Source organism: Vibrio sp. SCP2, from assembly GCF_059295395.1.
Window position 1 is genome coordinate 328,571 of record NZ_JCAFVV010000001.1, and the last position, 17,254, is coordinate 345,824.

Sequence of the window (17,254 nt, forward strand, 5' to 3'; positions counted from 1 at the left end):
TGGCGGGCTCTGTAGCACTATGCTGGCATGGAGACGAATGCAGTAACCAATCTGAACCAGCCGCTATACACGCCAACGCAAACTCAAGCGTTTGGTTTGTTCTTACGCCAGCAAAAGCCGGCTGAAATCGCGGATAAAATCGGTGTTGCCACCCGAACAGTTCAGCAATGGGTATCAAAATTTGGCTGGAAGGAGATGCGGGATGATTTGCCCGTAGAGCTCATGCTGCGTCAGAGGATCACGTATCTGATGTGGGTTGACCAAAAGCATGAATGTCAGGAACGCGAGCTGAAGATGCTACTCGACCAGCACTACAAACGTGTTGAAGCGGAGAATAAGCGAAGCAGACCAGGCACATCGGTCGAAGGCAAAAGCCCTAGAGGTCGCAAACCTAACAAAGTTAAGAATGATGTTTCGCAGATCACCAAAGAGATGCTTGATGAATACCGCGAGCGTACTTTCTTTGAATACCAGAAAGAGATACACGCTCACAAGCTCGATGATGACATCAACGAAACGCGTTTCTATCTGAAGTCGCGCCAAATTGGTCTCACCTTCTATTTTGCTTATGAAGCTTTCGAAGACGCTGTGCTTAATGGTGATAACCAGGTCTTTATCTCTGCGTCGAAAAAGCAGGCGTATATCTTCAAGAACTACATCCGTAAGTTTGCTCTGGAGATTGGAGAAGTCGACCTCAAGGGCAAAGATGATATCGAATTAAGTAATGGCGCCAAGCTGGGCTTTATGTCGACCAACGTTTCCACCTCTCAGGGTTTCAACGGCCACATGTATTGGGATGAGGTGTTTTGGATACCACGCTTCGCTGAGTTGGATGACTACGCGGGCGGCATGTCGATACAAGCGAAGTTTCGTACCACTTACATTTCGACGCCTTCCACGATGGCTCATGAAGCTTATCCGAAATGGGAAGGTAAGAAAGAGCACAGTATTGATATCAGCCACTCCGCGCTGAAAGATGGGGCGTTAGGTCCTGATTTTATCTTCAGGCAAATGATCACCGTTGATGACGCGATGAAGAAAGGCGCGACCTTCTTCAACATGGAGAAGCTAAAGCGTAAATATCCAGTTAAGGAAATTTTCGACAACCTACTGCGATGCAAATTCTTGGATGACAGCGCTTCGTTCTTTTCATTGAAAGCCCTTCTCGCCTGCAAAGCGGACTCCTCTTTATGGAAGGAAGTTGACCACAACAAGCCACGCCCCGTCGGTGACGCGGAAGTGTTAGTCGGCTATGACCCAAGAGGTGGTGGTCAAGGAGAAGGCTCAGATGATGCGGGTTTAGTGGTTTCACTTAAGCCAAAAATGAAGGGCGGCGTTTTCCGCTTCATCGAGCGCTTAAGACTCAAAGGTTCGAGCTATGAACAGCAAGCTGAAGCCATTCGCGGGATCACCGAAAAATATAATGTAGTGCACCTGGCCATCGATACCAGTGGCGTAGGTTCTGCCGTGGCTGAATTGGTTAGAAAGTTCTATCCGTCTTTGCTCGAGCTGAACTACTCACCAGAGGTCAAGCGGATGATGGCCTACAAAGCTCGGGAGATCATCGGCAATGGTCGACTGCAGTTTGATGCCGAATGGGATGACCTGGTGCATTCCTTCCTGATGATTCGCCAGCAGACCACCAACATCAGTAACCAGGTTACGTTTGTCTCTAACCGCAGCAAGATAGGTTCGCATGCTGACCTTGCCTGGGCTTCAATGCACGTGATGTGCTGGGAGCCAATTGATATTAACAATGACGACGATACCACCGTTGAAATCTTCTAAGCCAAAGAGCGGAGAAACGAAGTGATTGAGATTGAATTTTCTAACCCTGTCAGCGTGATGAACAGCGACATCCTAAGTTACCTTGAAACGGCTTTGGTTGATGGGTTATATGAGCCACCGATTCCATTCGACACCTTAGCCAAAGCGCTGCGCGTTAACCCGATGCACTCGAGCGCGATTGAGTTTAAGCGCAATACCCTCGCCTATGCTGTGAACGTTTCGTCAGTATTATCCCGTCGCGACCTTAAGCGGTTTATCCAAGACTATCTCACCTTTGGCAACGGCTACTTCCAAATTGTTCGCTCACACGCGGGCAAAGGTCCTATCGTTCAGGTTAAACACATTCCCGCTTTGTATATGCGTCGCCGCGAGGACTTGGGTTATACCTACAAGCCAAAAACTTATGAGGATGATGGCAGAGTTGATTTTAAGGAGGGACAAATCTTCCATCTGTCTGAATACGACGTTGCTCAGGAGATCTATGGGTTACCCGGTCACGTAAGTGGACTCACCTCCATCTGGCTTAATGACGATGCCACCTTGTTCCGCCGCCAGTATTACCGCAACGGCCAACACGCGGGTTACCTGCTTTATATGAATGAACCTAGCATGACGAAAAAGCAGGAAGACGAAATTAAAACCAAGCTTCAGGCAAAAGAAGGCATGGCGTTTAAAAATATGTTTGTAAATGCACGAGGCAAAGACACTAAGGCACCAGAACTTAAGCCGATTGGCCAAGTAGAAGCAAAGGATTCATTTAAGGAAGTGAAGAACCAAACTATGAATGATGTGCTGGCTCTCCATCGTGTCCCTATCGAGCTGATGAGTGTTCGCCGCGAGAGTATTACGTCACTCGATCTCAACAAAGTCGATTGGCTATTTCATAAGAATGAGTTACTGCCAATGATTGATGCACTGCAGGAACTGAATGAGTTTGTGGGAGTTGCTCTAATTGCATCAGAGAAATATAAGAGCTTAAGCTTAAAATAACACTTATTAATACGAATATTAATTACATCTTATTTCATTAAATGTTAAACAAAAGTCAAGCATTTATACAATAAGATAGCAACCCTGCATTTTATAAAACCAAACCTTCTACACTTCTCTTCTAGACACGTATACAAGGTTGATATTATGAACATATCTAGATTCTTACTTCTAACTGTTTGCTTGATTACTGCGGGGTGCGCTACGCCACCTGAAGTCAAGCAGTTGTCAGTCAACCAAATTGAGTACTTCAACCAAACAATTGCTATGCTATCAATACAATCAGAGGCGTTGTTGTTGGCTAGCAAAAATATTGCAGATAGAAAGCTAAAGAACATAGAAGACCGCACTCGAAAAAACACTGAGATTTTTCAACGGCAGATTGCAGCCCAGCTTACTCCTGAACAAGTCCAAACGCTTTATTCCAAGATGTTGGAAACTCAAAAAATTGACGATGAGAATGTCGCTAGACTGGAAAGTGCTCTAACGCAAATTGAAACGAAATCTGCAGAGCTTCAGTCGTATGTAAAGGCAATGAAAAAAGTTCACATTGTCCTCGATTCCTATATTCAATCAGAAAAAGCTGGAGAAGCGAAACTTTACGAGTTGTTTAAATTGTACTCAGTCAATGATTTATTTACCCACATAACAGATTTCACACAGAAAGCGAGTACTGCAATGCAGTCACTTGAGTCAGAAATTCGCCAGATCCAGGATATGTAACATGACTAACGAAGAGCTATTAGAAAAATTACGCCTGCTACTTGAAATGATTGAAGAACTAGAGGATGGCTTCGATAAAGACATGTTGTTAATTGATGCTAACAACATTCGCAATGTTATTGATTCAATGGCTTTGAATCAAATAGTTAATCTTATGAATCAAATTGACACCTCTGAGTTAAGCGATATCGAACAACTAACATTAGTGGCTTCCAACGCAAATAAAAGCCATGAAGAAAGAGTAACTGCTTTTAATTCTGTTTTTAGTTTCTTTAAGCAGCTACTTGATATAGCAGTGTGAGTTTTCAGCGACAAAGTTTATCTCCCTGCAGAGAACATGACTATCCATTCCTGAAGACTGAGTAGTTGCGCAGCATTCTCAGTGCAGGTCTGTATATTAGCGATGTTCTCTGCTAAGACTTCGGAATCTCGCTCGTAACTTGAACTTGCAGCGGTTTTGGTGGCACCATCAGAGACGGTGGAGGGTTGCTTAATACCGATTGCTCGATTATGCGCTCGCACTGCGTCGGCTCGGATGTGCAACCAATCAGCATCATTAACAATACACTGCTTGTCAGTATTCTTTTGAACATACTTGATCACCTCTTTTTCTATCTCTCGAAACTCAATTCGAATATCAGGCTTTTGGCTAGCCAGTTTTACGGCTAATTGGAAAGCCTCCTTTTGTTTTTGTTCTACTTTGTCCCACAGGGCGTTTTGCGCTTTTAAGGCCTTTGCTTCTGCAGTCGTTACGCCGTAGTCGTAGGAAAGGTAAGCAACGCCGCCAAGAACGGCAGTAAAGGTAACAGCTTTAAACAGAGTCAGATAATGACTTAACATGGTTACTCTCCTTGCCAACCGTTTAGACAAATATCTTGCTCTTTACTTCGGCGTATAGGAATACCGGCACAATTGCTTTTTTCTATTCGGCAATCTTTACCATTTACAAACACCCATCGCAGATACTCATTACAAGCACCAGTGCGATCACCGCGGTTAAATTTTTTCAGCAACGTAGAGCGAGCGAAGTTACCTGCACCAAGGTTATAAACAAAACTCACCATCATGTCGTACTCGCCTTGATTAGGCTGTTGGGTGATGTATTTGTTTACTACACGCTCAGCAGAGGCGATATCTTTAACGAAGAACTCAGCGGCTTGCTGTTCAGTGAGTACAGTATCTTGCGTTACGCCTTGGGTATGACCTAGCCCTGCAGTCCAAACATCAGCACTGCATTGATAGGGGGTGAGTCTGCATCCTTCTTCGTTGGCGACATGGCTCAAGCCGTTTTCGCTGACGCTTAGTTCTGAGTCAATGGTGAAGACAATGGTAAGAACCGAAGTGACAGAGCACACCACCACCTGTATCGCTTTGGTTTTTAGGCTCATATTGCGCCGTCCTCTTGTGATTTCAGCTTGTCCAGCTTGGCTTGGTTGAGTTTGGTGGCAACGGCATAGTGGCGAATAGCCATAACGCCCGAAACGATACCCACGAAGATTGCGATAAGCTGGGCAATATCGTTCACACCGAAGCTGATGAGGGTTGCACTAACAGACGTTAAAATTTTCTTTAGCCCGGTAACGTCTAGCAAAGAAACCACTAACGCTTTTACCTCTGTTTGATTCATTGATTATTCTCTCGTAACTAGTGATTAGTGCCCCACAAAACCAGTGTATAGAGCTAGGGTTTAAAGGGTACTTATGGCATTTCTAGTGCAGAGATATAGAAGTTTGGGAAGGTAGAAAGAACAAACCCAGCGTCTAGGCTGGGTTTGATGGTTAGTTAGTTGACGCTTCTGGGTATGGGTTCTCTGCTTTGATTTTGGCTTCCAGTTCGTTGATGCGATCAGAGAGTACTTGCACCGCTTCGGTTTTGCCTTGCCGCTCCTTACGCGCAAGCTCACTTTCTAGTGGGTCGGTGAGTTGGGTATAAAGCGCTGAGCGAGTAACGTCCACTTGCGCATAGTCGTGAATGTATTTATTGCTTAGGTTGGTTACCCATGCATCATTAACCCACTCGTCAAACAAGGTGGCAGGTTCAACTAGCGTGTATTCATCTGTGACGACCGACTTATCAGCAAACCTTTTAACTTTAGAGCCGTCAGATTTTAGGTAAGCGTTAACTTCAATAGGTTTATCTTCAATATTCCACTTTTGCTCTTCTACAGAAAATCTGACTTGTTGTGTATTCTCTTTGAACTCTGGAAGCTCCAACCAAGTCGCCAATTGGGGCAGCATGTAATTTTCATAACCCGCCACTTTGTGCACTTGGCTAGTGCCTACGAATAAGCAGGTCTTTGGTGCGTAGTGATATGCTATTTTCATTACATCCAACCTCGGTGAATTTTAATGGATAGGTTTGCAGTGTGAGGGCGATTTTCTTCTGAAGTAGGCACTACTTTTGACGCATCAAATTTCACATCGGGGCTGACACTATATGACGAAGTTCCAGAATTCAACTCACCGCCACTGGAGGGTAGTTTTTCAAATACACCATCGACTCCCGAGAAGTCATATCGACCCACAATAGAGCCTAACACTAATGAACCTGTAAGGTTTCTTATCGCGTCACCTTGAACTGCCCCATGCTCAATTCCAATTGGGTTACCTCGTGTAAAGTGCCCTAAATGGTGATTTGGCACAGTAAACGTCGTCGAACCATCCCCATCCCCAAATTTCATAGCATGAGTTATGGGATCGGCATCTTTGATTGTTTGACTGACCACCATTCCAGATGCGCTAGCATAATCCCAAAGCAATTTATCTACAATTCTGGAAAGCTCTCCCCCTTTTGCGTCTACCCAGCCGCGTTTTTCACCCTCCAGATGAAAAGGGACCACCATTCCAACCATGCTCTCCATTAGAGCTTCAGTCTCGGTTAAATGCTTCCATGTCGACCATTTGTTGTTATAGGAGCGGTAATAAATCTTACCGTTCGAAATGTGGGTAGCAATCTGTCCAATTACATTGACTTGATTGCCAAACACCACGACAGCATAATAATCGTCCGTTGGATTATTCTCATGAGGCTCTAATCGGTAAGAACCAGATTCAGTTAAGGCATTTGGATCTGTCTTACCTTCGGGGCCTGTCCTGATCATTGCTCGGCTTTTCACATCTTCCAAGCCATCTTTTAACGCTTTTTCCGTGACAGCTTTCTCCTTACTCGAACCTGTGAAGGTGTTAGAAAAATACACCTCTATTAGCTCCCTCTCAGTCACAAACTCACTGTGTTTGAAAATGACTTGCCCGGCTTCACCCGAAATCGCCGCTTTGAGTGTCACCATGCCGCCAATGCCCTTCGGCAGTGCAACTTTTGGTGTCGAACACTCGATCACGGATTGATTACTGCTATCAAGCACATGGATTTGATGTAGGTACTCATCAAAGTGCTTCTCAATGGGTAGGTTTAAGATAAAGGTTAAAACGCCACTGTCATCGTAGTAACTGGTTTCAATGGTGTTCTCATAGAATGAAGTCAGTGATTCACTTGGTGCGTCATGGGTTAACGCGCCAATGAGCCGATACTTGGTTACAGTATTTTTCAGCTCACTGTTTAAAATGCCTATCCCGTGCTGAGTCGGAATAGCTTGCAGTGTGCTCATTCGGTGTCTCCTATTTCAAGTTGCCAAGTAATGGCAGTGCGGCACAAGATTTGAGTTTCAGCCTCTATTTCTAACTGTGAGCTCAACTCTGGCTTTATCGTTAAGGCGGTTGCCTGTTCAAATTGGGTTTCGGCTTCCAATGGGTAAAGCCAGTGAAACTCGGTATGAGGTAATCGAACGTTTTCAAATGCGCTAATGGCTGCGCCATTGCCATAACTGAAGAGGTCAATCAAAATCAGATTGGGCCTTTTCACATCGTCATAAACCAAGCCGTTTGAGCCCATTGTTCCAAGCAGGCTTTGATAATCGCGAATCTTCCAACCAAACCCTTGCTCTTCAAACTCCGTTAATAGTGATAATTCAATATCGTCATGGGTTTTCTTAAAGTCTTTCGCTATGCCGTTAATGGTATTGGTCAGCTCTGCGTTCTCGGTGTCTTGCCAGTATTCGCCTTGAGGAAGTAACCCACGGTACGCATCAGCAAAATCCCCTTCGCTGTATTCAATGATTAAGTCGGAGGTGTCCATGTGACGGCTCCTAGTACATGAATTTGGTTCTTGTTGATAGCAACTTCGCCTACGGGCGATTTGACAATAAAGTTATTCGTCACCGTTGAAATCACTAACACAATTTCGGTGTTGGTGATGGATTCAGGCTTTTTAGTTTCTGGGTCTATCTTACCCATTTTCCCTTTTACAAAGTTTTCAAGGGCCGTGACCACATCATCACGAATCGCTAGGTCTTCAATGCCTTGAATCTCTATAGCGAGCGGCGCTTTTTCTGGGAGATGAGCAAATGGATGACAACCAGCGAGTCGGTTGGTTTCAAAGGTCTCTTGAACAAGGTTGACGACTTCACCGCTTAGCGTTGGGTCGTTCTCACGTGCGCCAATGTAGACCTCAACCATGCCGCGCTCTGGCGTGTTATCGAGTGCCCAAGCAAAATCAACATCAGAGTGAGCCGACACTGCCCACACTTTGTAATCTTCTGACTTGCCGATCAGCTCGTTCTTCTCGAATGCCACGATTACTCGCGCTCGCCAGTGCTCTAACTCTTCGATATCCGCACCGCCTTCAATACTAAGCGATAAGATATTATTAGGGTCGATACCGCTTAGCCCTTCGGTTAGGGTGAGTTTGGCGCCGTTTGGTAAATTGCTTGCTGTCCCTGATTCAAGTGCAATGACTTCTACAGGCACATTGCTGTACTGCTCCTTAGTGGTTTCGTACTCTTTATCACCGTAGATTAGGCGAGTGCCTTTGGCGATCACCACGGTTCCACCTAGCTCAGTAAACTGCACTGTACCTTTTGCAAAAGTAGGCAGCAGTCGTGGTGTATTGTGGCGATTGGCATGTAAGTATAGCCACGCTTCAGAGCATGTTTCAGGGTGCAATTGTCTGAAAAGCAAATCTTGATAGCCATATTGCCCATAGCTGACGCCAGCAATGGCAGAGGCTATGGCTTTGGTCGCTGGATTACTTTGCCCTGTTACTGCTGTCAGGTTAGCTTCAGCACGAGCGATTAAGCTCTCAAGGCTAACTTGTGTACTCATTTATCTACCTTCGATAGTGGAACATCAAATGTGGATCCGTCCGTTAGGGTTATCATGACATTACGGCCCATTTGGCTTGGTTTCTCTCTCCAAACAGTGACTTCAATGGTTTTGGCGTGGCCTTGTTGAATTAACCAGGCGAGTGCTTCTTCATAAAAGCGTTTAGCAAGCCTTAAGGTTTCGTCAGTCAATTTGGCTCGTTTGAGAGTCCAATCACGAGAGCCAACAATCTCTACCAGTTCATTGCTCCAAGTACCGCCTCGGTCATTGTTGTCCATTCGTGCGCGGTCGTTCTTGGTTGACTCGGCGTAGTTGTAGACGCTTTGCAGCACCGCATGAGTCATGCCCTCTTTGGAGTCCACCGACTCGGTAAGCGCGTTCAATTTAAAGTGGCTCATGCTTTGTTAGGCTCCCGTGTCGTTTTGATTGTGCTGTCGTCTTCATAGTCGTGGTCGTGGTTTTCACTGCTGACGCCTGCGAAAGTGCCACCTTGTTTGCCTTCCACTTTTCCATTAGCGGTAACATTTCCACCAACCGTGACATTACCTGTGAATTCGCTTTCGGGAGTGTCTACCAACAACTTGGTTGGAGATGTCACCTTGATACCTTGCTTAGTGAAGTGAACTAGATTTCCTTTGTCATCGAGCATGGCGACCTCACCGGGCTTTAAGTCGATTTGGTAACGCTCATCTTCAACATTGACGGTAATCCCACGCGCAGTGACACCGCCGATAAACAGATTGTAAGCCTTGGCTTCTGGTAGTGGTCGGCTCATAAAACCGTAGTTGTGGACGCGTTTAATTCGGTCATTGGTGCGGCCTGTTGCCGTTCTGATTTGCAACATACCCGTAGTTGCACCTGTTACCGTGCCTGTTCCGATCACGTTCTTGATGCGAGCCATTAATCGCTGTTGTTGCTGACGCTGAACACTAGGCATGGCTTTGCTCCTTAAACGGTCTGACCAACTCCACGGAAGTGCTCGCGGCGCTTTCGGACACCAATAGGCCAAGAGACTTAATCACCAGCATTTCGCTAAAGCTCTGCTCTTTGTCGATCACTCGAATCACTCGGTTTAATCCATCAATCGCAAGCTGAGGAAATACATCTGCGACAGACGTTGAAGCGGTCAGGCTTTCTGCGGTGGCTAAGTTGCGTTCATATTTGGCACGAGATAAACACGCAGTACTGCTTTGCAGTTGGTCACAGGTAATTACCATTGTGCGCGAGCTATCAATACTTGGGTTGGTAATTTGGGCACTGGCATCATCCCACTGGCCCTGCACATCAATGGTATGAAACTGCTTATTGAAGGTGCGTTTTACCTTTAAGCTGTCGATGTTATTGCCTGTTTCAAGACCAACATTGTTAATCGTTGCATGCGCCGTGTTCTCTATAGTCAGTACACCATTTCGCTCTATTAGCATGTAGCCTTGCTCACGGATGAGCTGAGCAACATTTTCAACCGGAGACTCAGCGTTAATCTGAAACTCTTCAATCTTCGGCATGCCTTTAACGAGGCTCTTTACCCCTAAGCTAAATGGTTTAGCCAGTTTTCTAAGCAGCTCTTCAACATTGAGGTTATAAAGCGCATCCATAGTGATGCGCGAGTCAATCATGTTGGCGCTCTTGGAACGTCCTACTATTGGCATAGTTAAAGAGCTTGCACCTGTCTCGTTTTCTGCCTCATCTATCTGACCGATTAAGATGGATTGGTCATTGAGGAAGAACTCTACCGACAACGGGCGATCAATGTTCATGGGCTCAATAGAGCAGTTAAATGTGTGGGCCAGTTGCTCTGTTGAGTAGTTCAAGTTGGCTTGGTAGAAAGTATGCTGCTTGCCGTCAATGTACATCGTGAGTTGATTCATCGTGCATCCCTCACCGCGATATCACCACGGATAAATAAAGGGTGCTGAAGTGCATTCATTTTGGTAATGATGTTCTCATTGGTGTATTCGTCATGGGCAATGGTCAGCGCTGACTTAAAATGAGGGGATTGCACTGTTCTGTGTGCTTTGGTTCCCTCTGCTACTTTGTCGTGCTGAGTCTGCACATTACTTTTTAAGGAAGTGAGTGCGTCATAGAGCTCTATGTTTTCTTGCGTAGAGACTTGAGTCGTTTCCTTGATGCGGTCATCAACGTTGGCAATTAGAGTTGAGAGATCACTTTGAATAATCTCTGGTTGCTTTTGGGCTAAGGTGAGCTCAAAGCTGTCATGAGCTTCTAGGTCAGCAACGTCTTTACTCATCTTCACCGCACCCGTCACCATTTGTACGTTGTGGTGTTTGGTTGGGCTATCGGTTTTTACTTCTCCAAGCATCAAAGCTTGAGCACTGCGTGAGTTATCTACGGCTTCACTCTCGGAAGCAGGCTCTGATTGAACACCTTCAGACACCGTATCGACAGCGCTAGAAATCAGATCAGCGAACTCAGCAGGGTTAGTGCTCAAGCTGCTGACAGCTGAGAAGGCTTCATTTATCGCTAGGTTAATATCTTGCAGCGAATCATCACCTAGGTTCAGGCGGTTAGTAATATCGACCAACACATTGAGCGCACTCGTTGCGTTGTTTTGTACTTCGTTGATTTGAGAAACATCCAGCCCTTTCACTTCTTCAACAAATGATTGCTTAGACAGCCCTTCTACTATGTCAGCTTGTGCTTTGGTGCGTACTGTTGTCGGTGCAGTGATGGAAGGCGAAGTGCCGGCACGGACAAACTTCAGGCTCAGCGTCACTAAACCTTTCTTGGTGTTAATACTGAGGGAATGTTCCTCGAACACTAGCACCAACTCTCCTAACCAGGGATGCTCGAGTTCTCCTTTTGGTTGTTGCTCCAGGCTTTCAATGAACGCATTGGCGTCAGCTAGTGAGCTTGCACCTACGAATATAGATTCGATAGTAAATGTTCGGGCTTTGGTGCCCATGACTTTGATGTGCGGTAGTTCAGCGTAGGGGATTTCGCTCACTTGTAGACGCTTACCACCATCAAAAGAGGTAGACAGGATGTTGAGCTTCAGCCCATTCCACCTAGCGTGCTCGTGTTGTCGTTCCCACATCAGTAGCCTACCAATCGAAGAAGAGGTTTGGAGTTTGAAGAGCAGAGAAAGTTCAGGTGATGAATGTCGGCTTCCAGCCCTTGTTCGGACTCACCCCTCCCCCCGCGCTAAAATTCCTCACTGTAATTTTGCGATCCTTAAAGTGATCGCGTTTCGGTAGCGTTAGTAAAGCACAGTCCCCGATGTATCTACACCGAGGGCTGTTTTAGATTGGGGATTTAGAGATCGTCGGAGATCGTTTTTGTGCGCTTTTAATTAAAGTGGTAGTGCTTTCTGGAGGGCTCCAAAAAATAAGACCGATATAAAGCCCCAGTATCCTAGCGAATTAAACCACATGAAGGTTTTGAACGTTAAGGACTGGGAGGTTGACCGGCGCCTTATCCACGGGTAGCAAAAGCAATATCGCATAAAACGGCTACCTACAGCATTAAACAGTTGATGTTGTGGACGCATGTAACCCTTATCGTCGTAGTATTTACTTATATTTTTAGCCAGGTGCTTATCAATAAAAATAATGTGCTTACAATTTCCGAAAGAAACTGCAATTAGTGCACTAGTAGCTAAAACGACCCAAGCCAGCATATAAACTACAAAAATGCCTTTCATTAAAAGCGATACGACCGCTAACAGATCCATTAAAATACTTCCTCTATTGACTCTTTCACCTCGCTACCCATTTCGTATATCGTATCACCGACATATTTACCTGCAGTGCCACCCCCGATTCCTCCTAGAGCACCTCCGGCAACTGCACCACCGATGGCTACAACGGCTAGAACAGGTGCAGACAGTGTAACTCCAAAGAATAACGCAACGCCACTAACAACAGCGGAAGATACGGTTGCCAAAGTGCTACTACCAGCTAAGCCGCCACCTACTCCCCCCATAAAACCGAAAGCTTCACGAGTTATAGTCTTGCCACAGTTTCCAGTACCATCAACTTTACATGCATCATAGATATTGTTCACACCACTAGCGCCACCAAGCAAAATTCCAACATAACCAACCCCTTTTGCAGCAGACATCCCCATAGCTATATTGGCAATACGCTTACCAAGATTAGGCACATATCCTGTTTTTAGAATCTCATCAGCGTTGTGGATAACCGATTTAGTAGACAACTTGAGGTTTCTCTTAATCTGCGTGTAAACAGGGAGTTTAATGTTGCGCTTCGAAAGTCGAGCAAATGAGCCATCGAGTTTTTTGAACAGCGAAGCGCGTTCTGAAACAAACGTACCGTAATTAATACCTCCTGTTCGACTTGCCATTGCTACTTGAGAAGTATACAAGTCATTGATTTCAAGGAGGACATTTTGAATATTCTTAAGGTGCTGACCTACCAAATCTGACGCAAAGCCAACACCTATAGCTGCATGGGCATAATAGTCGCCTTCACTAGGTAAACCGTCAGCTTTAATGCGCTCATCCAATTGATAAGAAAGCACCTCAAAGTGGCGATTTAAAGTTGCCACTTCTTCTTCAAGAAGCTTACCTAGAGCTTCACTAGCAGCTTGGGCTTCTTCAATCATTTCTTTCAGAGCACTTTTCTCTTGAGCAGTTTTAGGCTCAGAAGTCGGGATAAGAACTATCTCGCCTTGGCGAACTGGTTCGTTAAGGTGCGCATTGCACGACTTTATAAACTCTTGTGCATCGACTGGAGTCTGATCAGTAAATAACTTTGACCAGATCGTGAGTTGTGACTGCGTTTCATCAACCTGCATCCAACCCAGTTCAAAAAGAGGTTCTTTTTTACGCTCCCGATTTGCCGCCCAGCGTTGCTCATCTTCTTCGTTGAATGTCAGCTCACCTCTCCGTGCTTGACGCTGCCGTTCGGTGCGTTGCTGTATAGTGTCCTCTGTCACTTTAGGCTTTGATATTTCGGGGGCAACATCATCCAATTGCCTATAACCGCCACCAGAGGAACTTGTCAATTTCTTGTTATTAAACTCACCTTCCGACATAAAACATCCTACTAAAACTAGTCAAATCCCGCGCATCATAACAACGTTTGATATTAAAAATTCTACACAGTATCAAAATAGTTGAAATCACTATAAAAAGTCGCAAATTACCTAGTCGTTCGCAACAGATTAATACACGTGTATTTCTATCTAAAAGATGAAAACTGGTAGTAAAGGACAAGAGGAAAAAGAGGTCTACTTTAGCCAGATTATTGATCACAAAAAATATCCAGCTGATCCAAATCCCCCTTACAAAGTTCAGGTTGGAGTTTTGGATCAGGTTTATCACCGCTAGGTTCGATAATGCGGTGAACGGATGTGTAGGTAACAAAGACTGTGCCGCAGTTTAGGTTGAGGCACTGGCAGTATGCTTCACGAGTTTCTTTACTCATCGCTCTGGATGTAGCAATGCGGGCTTTGCTTTCGCATTTGGGGCAAGTGATTAACATGGCAACTCCTTTTCAGTAATTGCGCCTATAGCCTAAACTGCGGGCTTTCGACTTCGTCAGCCATTTCGATAATGGCCTTGATGGCTTCCACTTTCTCGCTATCAAGTTCACCTTGATTGTCGGCAACAACTAATCTCATTAAGTAAGCACCTGCTTGGGCGCGGTTTTCACCGTTAGTACTCAATGCGACGCCGTCGAGAATTAGCTCCAGTGCTTGCTGGAAAAGCTGTTTTTTATTAGACATATCAATATCCTTACCAATGACATTGAAAATATACTGTATATTTATACAGGTTTATACCTGTGTTTTGCTGTCAATGTCACTGTATAAGGAGTTAAACCTAACCTTTATTTTTGATTTCACCGTATATATTTATCTGTGTGAAGCCATCTTGCATAGTCGGGGATATTGTCTTTATCTCGGTGTCGATACCTCCAATGAACGGACGCTATAAGCACGCACATCAATATAGCAATCCAGATACTAAACTGACTTAGACGCTGTTCTATGCTCTCAAAAGTGCGTAAATCATTGAAGTACCATGCATGCAAATAGTTCCTTACTAATATTGATAGGATTACGAGAACTCCATTGGTTCTACATACGAATACGATGATGTCCACATTTCTAACACCCCGAGTCATCTTATTGAAGAAATCCCAACAAATCGCAAACCATAGTCCTCCCGCAATGGTTGATAACACCGTCAACGGAACAACATCAAAACTATCTTGAATTAGGATCTTCGATTCTTCCACCAATGCGTAGAAAAGGTATGAAGGGATTATTACTTGTACAAATATGAAATAGAGCCTTAGGCTTTTAGATTTAAGGTGAAACATTTTCCAGATACTCGTGAGATACACTTAACCAGTAGTCACGCTCTATCTCGCTAACGTCATTAGTTGATATCGAAGCTGAGAGAACGTTTTTCCAGTAGAAGGTTTTATCAATAAATTGTGCAAATTCATATCGATATATTGAGTTTGCCACCAACTTAATATCACTCATATTTATATCTCGACACTCCATCGGCCACCCTCGAGCACCAGCGGCCCAGATCATGAACTTATCTACCTTTTGTTTCGCGTCCTCGCCTTCGAATGTAATGCAGAACCTATTGTTTGAGCTGACATGCACTCCCCGCTCTTGAATTGTCTTGTTTAGTTTCTCGGCTTGCTTCTCTAATCGAATGATTCGATTGTACAAGCGGTTCTGGTACTCCTCAGGTTTGTTCTGATTTCTGGCAATCGACTTAGCTTTAATAGTTTGAGCTTTAGCTGCCTGGAGGCTTCGAACTTGCCTTTTAATAGGCTTCTTCCATTGCTCGAGCTTGTAACCCAACTCTTTTATGATTGCAGTCATATTATCAGCTTCAAAACTTGCTAACGTTTCCCAAGCAGGCGCCCTCGAACATTTAGCAATCGCATACCGATTGCCCTTTATTAACCCCTGGCTCTCATTGGCGCCTTTCGCTGCATAACCTACTGCCTTTATGATGTATGAACCTGCAGCTTTAGGCTTTTTGATTCTCTCGAGCTTTGCGAATCCGTGACCCCATATTTTCTCAAGGCGTTTAGACCAGGGACTAAACAGATGCTCCGGAACAGTCCACCTCAATAACAAATGTACGTGAGGGTTTGGTTCCCCGTCCTCATTAGCCGGGCACTCAGCTACCCAAATGTAGTGAAAGTCTGCCGGTATGTTCATTGGTCCTATGTCATTAGGTTGAACGTACTTTGGTACTTTCTCTTTAGTTAGATCGCAATACTTCTGACCCGACTCAGGATCAGTCCGAACCGTATGGTCTGCAAGCCAGCCTCTTTGGTACATTTTCTTAGCTGCATCTAGAAACCTTGAAACTTCATGTCCAATCGTCGTCTCTAGAGTTTTTTCCATCGTAAATTCATGCTCAGGTTTCTGCTTCAAATCGCAGTATGCTCCGGCGATTACCCCATCTGGATTCATCTTTCTTGGTAAGGGGTTATCTTTGGTTGGCACCGTCCAATACTCGCCACCGATATCCGTTATTGGGTGCCAGATTTTCTTCTCCAGAGCACGCGGATGAGCAGTCACCATGTTCCGCTTATAAACAATTGGATGGTTAGCTCCCATTGAACGGCAATCGTCTTCATCGAGCATTCCTCCAAACATGGCCAGACGCTTAGCTTTAGTGAAGGTTAGAGTCAGGAACGTAGAAAAACCTCCATGGCAGGCAGCGGTATATGCACCAGCCTCAAAGATTTTGCTAACGGAACGTGAAGTTAACTTTTCAGAAAACCTCTCACCCACATTGGCAGTTGGCGCTGCACTTGAAGGCGTCTCGGTTATAGCTTGAAACTTATAAGTATCGTTCCAAGCACGATGCATCAATTGCATCGAAATAGGTATTCGGCCCGTCTCTCGCTCGCCGACCATTCTCGTTTAACACAGCGGGTTTCGAGCGCTCAGTGGTCTCGTAGAGAGCCGAATGATTGAAGTAAGCCTCGGGAGAATCGAGCACTGACTTCGCTCTAAGAGACTTGTTCAGAGTCCTGATTCTACGAATCTGAAACTCTTTTCTTTGGCGAAAATCCTTTGTCGGACTTTTGCGCCCTTTGACTAGACTAAGTCTTTCGGCGATTCTCGCCGCCGCTTCGCGGTCGTGTTTTGAGCGATAATTCTTCGCTTTGTAGAAATCTGTTCGAACATTTACATCGTGCTCGCGCTTGGATAATCGATTTGACACACGATCATAAACAGGAATCTTCTTAACTAAACCACTATCAAGTAGTGCTTGCTCCTGGTCTGAGTGAATTTTGGAACCTAAAAAACCAGCTCGATGGCTGGCGTCATTTTGTTTGATTCTGTCCAGGGGCATTACTGCCCCCGCGACGTATAGCAGGTCACTGTCTTTCATGACTTCGCTGCCCACTCATGGATGCTAAAAACTCAGTTGCCTCCTCAGCAAAAAAACGACAATCTGCGATTTGGCGTTCTAGATCTTCCGTTGTTAAGCCAGCATTTCGAGTGATGTCTACACCGGATTCTATACAGTCAGCTGCTTCAACCAATCGGTCTCGCAAAAACTCCAACAAAGTGATGCTTTGCGCAAACGGGTTTTCTGGATTTGAGTTAAGGTCTTTGTTCAT

Annotated in this window: 21 protein-coding genes; 4 read left to right on the forward strand and 17 right to left on the reverse strand. The window is 45.1% G+C overall.

All coding sequences use genetic code 11. From position 1 onward, the window contains the following. The first annotated feature begins 27 nt into the window (after window positions 1–27). The 4 genes from AC5O63_RS01585 to AC5O63_RS01600 all read left to right on the forward strand — a co-directional run bounded on the left by AC5O63_RS01585 (window position 28) and on the right by AC5O63_RS01600 (window position 3,802). Window positions 28–1,788 (forward strand): terminase large subunit domain-containing protein, encoded by a 1,761-nt coding sequence (locus tag AC5O63_RS01585; protein ID WP_494503650.1) that lies wholly within the window; start codon window positions 28–30, stop codon window positions 1,786–1,788. 21 nt (window positions 1,789–1,809) lie between these two features. Next, complete coding sequence (locus tag AC5O63_RS01590) at window positions 1,810–2,778, forward strand: phage portal protein (protein WP_494503651.1); 969 nt, start codon at window positions 1,810–1,812, stop codon at window positions 2,776–2,778. Between the two features lie 147 nt (window positions 2,779–2,925). Then, window positions 2,926–3,501 (forward strand): hypothetical protein, encoded by a 576-nt coding sequence (locus AC5O63_RS01595; protein WP_494503652.1) that lies wholly within the window; start codon window positions 2,926–2,928, stop codon window positions 3,499–3,501. Window position 3,502: 1 nt separating this feature from the next. Continuing rightward, window positions 3,503–3,802, forward strand: coding sequence for a hypothetical protein (locus tag AC5O63_RS01600; RefSeq protein ID WP_494503653.1), 300 nt, complete (start codon window positions 3,503–3,505; stop codon window positions 3,800–3,802). Window positions 3,803–3,819: 17 nt separating this feature from the next. Here AC5O63_RS01600 and AC5O63_RS01605 read toward each other — a convergent pair whose 3' ends face one another. The 17 genes from AC5O63_RS01605 to AC5O63_RS01685 form a co-directional block, all read right to left on the reverse strand. Further along, window positions 3,820–4,341: a hypothetical protein gene (locus AC5O63_RS01605; protein WP_494503654.1), complete on the reverse strand. Its 522-nt coding sequence runs from the start codon at window positions 4,339–4,341 to the stop codon at window positions 3,820–3,822. A gap of 2 nt (window positions 4,342–4,343) precedes the next feature. After that, window positions 4,344–4,889 carry a lysozyme gene (locus AC5O63_RS01610; RefSeq protein WP_494503655.1) on the reverse strand — a complete coding sequence of 182 codons (546 nt, stop codon included), beginning with the start codon at window positions 4,887–4,889 and terminating at the stop codon, window positions 4,344–4,346. Further along, entirely contained in the window at window positions 4,886–5,128 is a 243-nt protein-coding gene (locus tag AC5O63_RS01615; protein ID WP_494503656.1) for a hypothetical protein, read from the reverse strand. Before AC5O63_RS01615 ends, AC5O63_RS01610 begins: the two co-directional genes overlap by 4 nt. Window positions 5,129–5,279: 151 nt before the next feature. Continuing rightward, complete coding sequence (locus AC5O63_RS01620) at window positions 5,280–5,825, reverse strand: hypothetical protein (RefSeq protein ID WP_494503657.1); 546 nt, start codon at window positions 5,823–5,825, stop codon at window positions 5,280–5,282. Further along, the gene (locus tag AC5O63_RS01625) at window positions 5,825–7,105 is read right to left on the reverse strand and encodes a pyocin knob domain-containing protein (RefSeq protein ID WP_494503658.1); all 1,281 of its coding nucleotides are present in this window, start codon (window positions 7,103–7,105) and stop codon (window positions 5,825–5,827) included. The genes AC5O63_RS01620 and AC5O63_RS01625 overlap by 1 nt, the downstream gene beginning before the upstream one ends. Continuing rightward, on the reverse strand, window positions 7,102–7,632 hold the full coding sequence (locus AC5O63_RS01630; RefSeq protein WP_494503659.1) for a hypothetical protein: 531 nt from the start codon (window positions 7,630–7,632) through the stop codon (window positions 7,102–7,104). Before AC5O63_RS01630 ends, AC5O63_RS01625 begins: the two co-directional genes overlap by 4 nt. Next, window positions 7,614–8,657, reverse strand: a complete 1,044-nt coding sequence (locus tag AC5O63_RS01635; RefSeq protein WP_494503660.1) for a baseplate J/gp47 family protein — start codon at window positions 8,655–8,657, stop codon at window positions 7,614–7,616. The genes AC5O63_RS01630 and AC5O63_RS01635 overlap by 19 nt, the downstream gene beginning before the upstream one ends. Next, complete coding sequence (locus AC5O63_RS01640) at window positions 8,654–9,055, reverse strand: phage GP46 family protein (RefSeq protein ID WP_494503661.1); 402 nt, start codon at window positions 9,053–9,055, stop codon at window positions 8,654–8,656. The genes AC5O63_RS01635 and AC5O63_RS01640 overlap by 4 nt, the downstream gene beginning before the upstream one ends. Further along, window positions 9,052–9,594: a phage baseplate assembly protein domain-containing protein gene (locus AC5O63_RS01645; protein WP_494503662.1), complete on the reverse strand. Its 543-nt coding sequence runs from the start codon at window positions 9,592–9,594 to the stop codon at window positions 9,052–9,054. The genes AC5O63_RS01640 and AC5O63_RS01645 overlap by 4 nt, the downstream gene beginning before the upstream one ends. Beyond that, window positions 9,587–10,525 carry a phage tail protein gene (locus AC5O63_RS01650; RefSeq protein WP_494503663.1) on the reverse strand — a complete coding sequence of 313 codons (939 nt, stop codon included), beginning with the start codon at window positions 10,523–10,525 and terminating at the stop codon, window positions 9,587–9,589. The genes AC5O63_RS01645 and AC5O63_RS01650 overlap by 8 nt, the downstream gene beginning before the upstream one ends. After that, the gene (locus AC5O63_RS01655; RefSeq protein ID WP_494503664.1) at window positions 10,522–11,712 is read right to left on the reverse strand and encodes a DNA circularization N-terminal domain-containing protein; all 1,191 of its coding nucleotides are present in this window, start codon (window positions 11,710–11,712) and stop codon (window positions 10,522–10,524) included. Before AC5O63_RS01655 ends, AC5O63_RS01650 begins: the two co-directional genes overlap by 4 nt. A gap of 635 nt (window positions 11,713–12,347) precedes the next feature. Further along, the gene (locus AC5O63_RS01660; protein ID WP_494503665.1) at window positions 12,348–13,673 is read right to left on the reverse strand and encodes a hypothetical protein; all 1,326 of its coding nucleotides are present in this window, start codon (window positions 13,671–13,673) and stop codon (window positions 12,348–12,350) included. 209 nt (window positions 13,674–13,882) lie between these two features. Then, window positions 13,883–14,122: an ogr/Delta-like zinc finger family protein gene (locus tag AC5O63_RS01665; RefSeq protein WP_494503666.1), complete on the reverse strand. Its 240-nt coding sequence runs from the start codon at window positions 14,120–14,122 to the stop codon at window positions 13,883–13,885. A 25-nt stretch (window positions 14,123–14,147) separates the two neighbouring features. Continuing rightward, window positions 14,148–14,366, reverse strand: coding sequence for a hypothetical protein (locus AC5O63_RS01670; RefSeq protein WP_494503667.1), 219 nt, complete (start codon window positions 14,364–14,366; stop codon window positions 14,148–14,150). Window positions 14,367–14,951: 585 nt separating this feature from the next. Next, the gene (locus AC5O63_RS01675) at window positions 14,952–16,493 is read right to left on the reverse strand and encodes a rolling circle replication-associated protein (RefSeq protein ID WP_494503668.1); all 1,542 of its coding nucleotides are present in this window, start codon (window positions 16,491–16,493) and stop codon (window positions 14,952–14,954) included. After that, window positions 16,465–17,022, reverse strand: a complete 558-nt coding sequence (locus AC5O63_RS01680) for a hypothetical protein (RefSeq protein ID WP_494503669.1) — start codon at window positions 17,020–17,022, stop codon at window positions 16,465–16,467. Before AC5O63_RS01680 ends, AC5O63_RS01675 begins: the two co-directional genes overlap by 29 nt. Next, window positions 17,009–17,254 (reverse strand): hypothetical protein, encoded by a 246-nt coding sequence (locus AC5O63_RS01685; RefSeq protein ID WP_494503670.1) that lies wholly within the window; start codon window positions 17,252–17,254, stop codon window positions 17,009–17,011. Before AC5O63_RS01685 ends, AC5O63_RS01680 begins: the two co-directional genes overlap by 14 nt.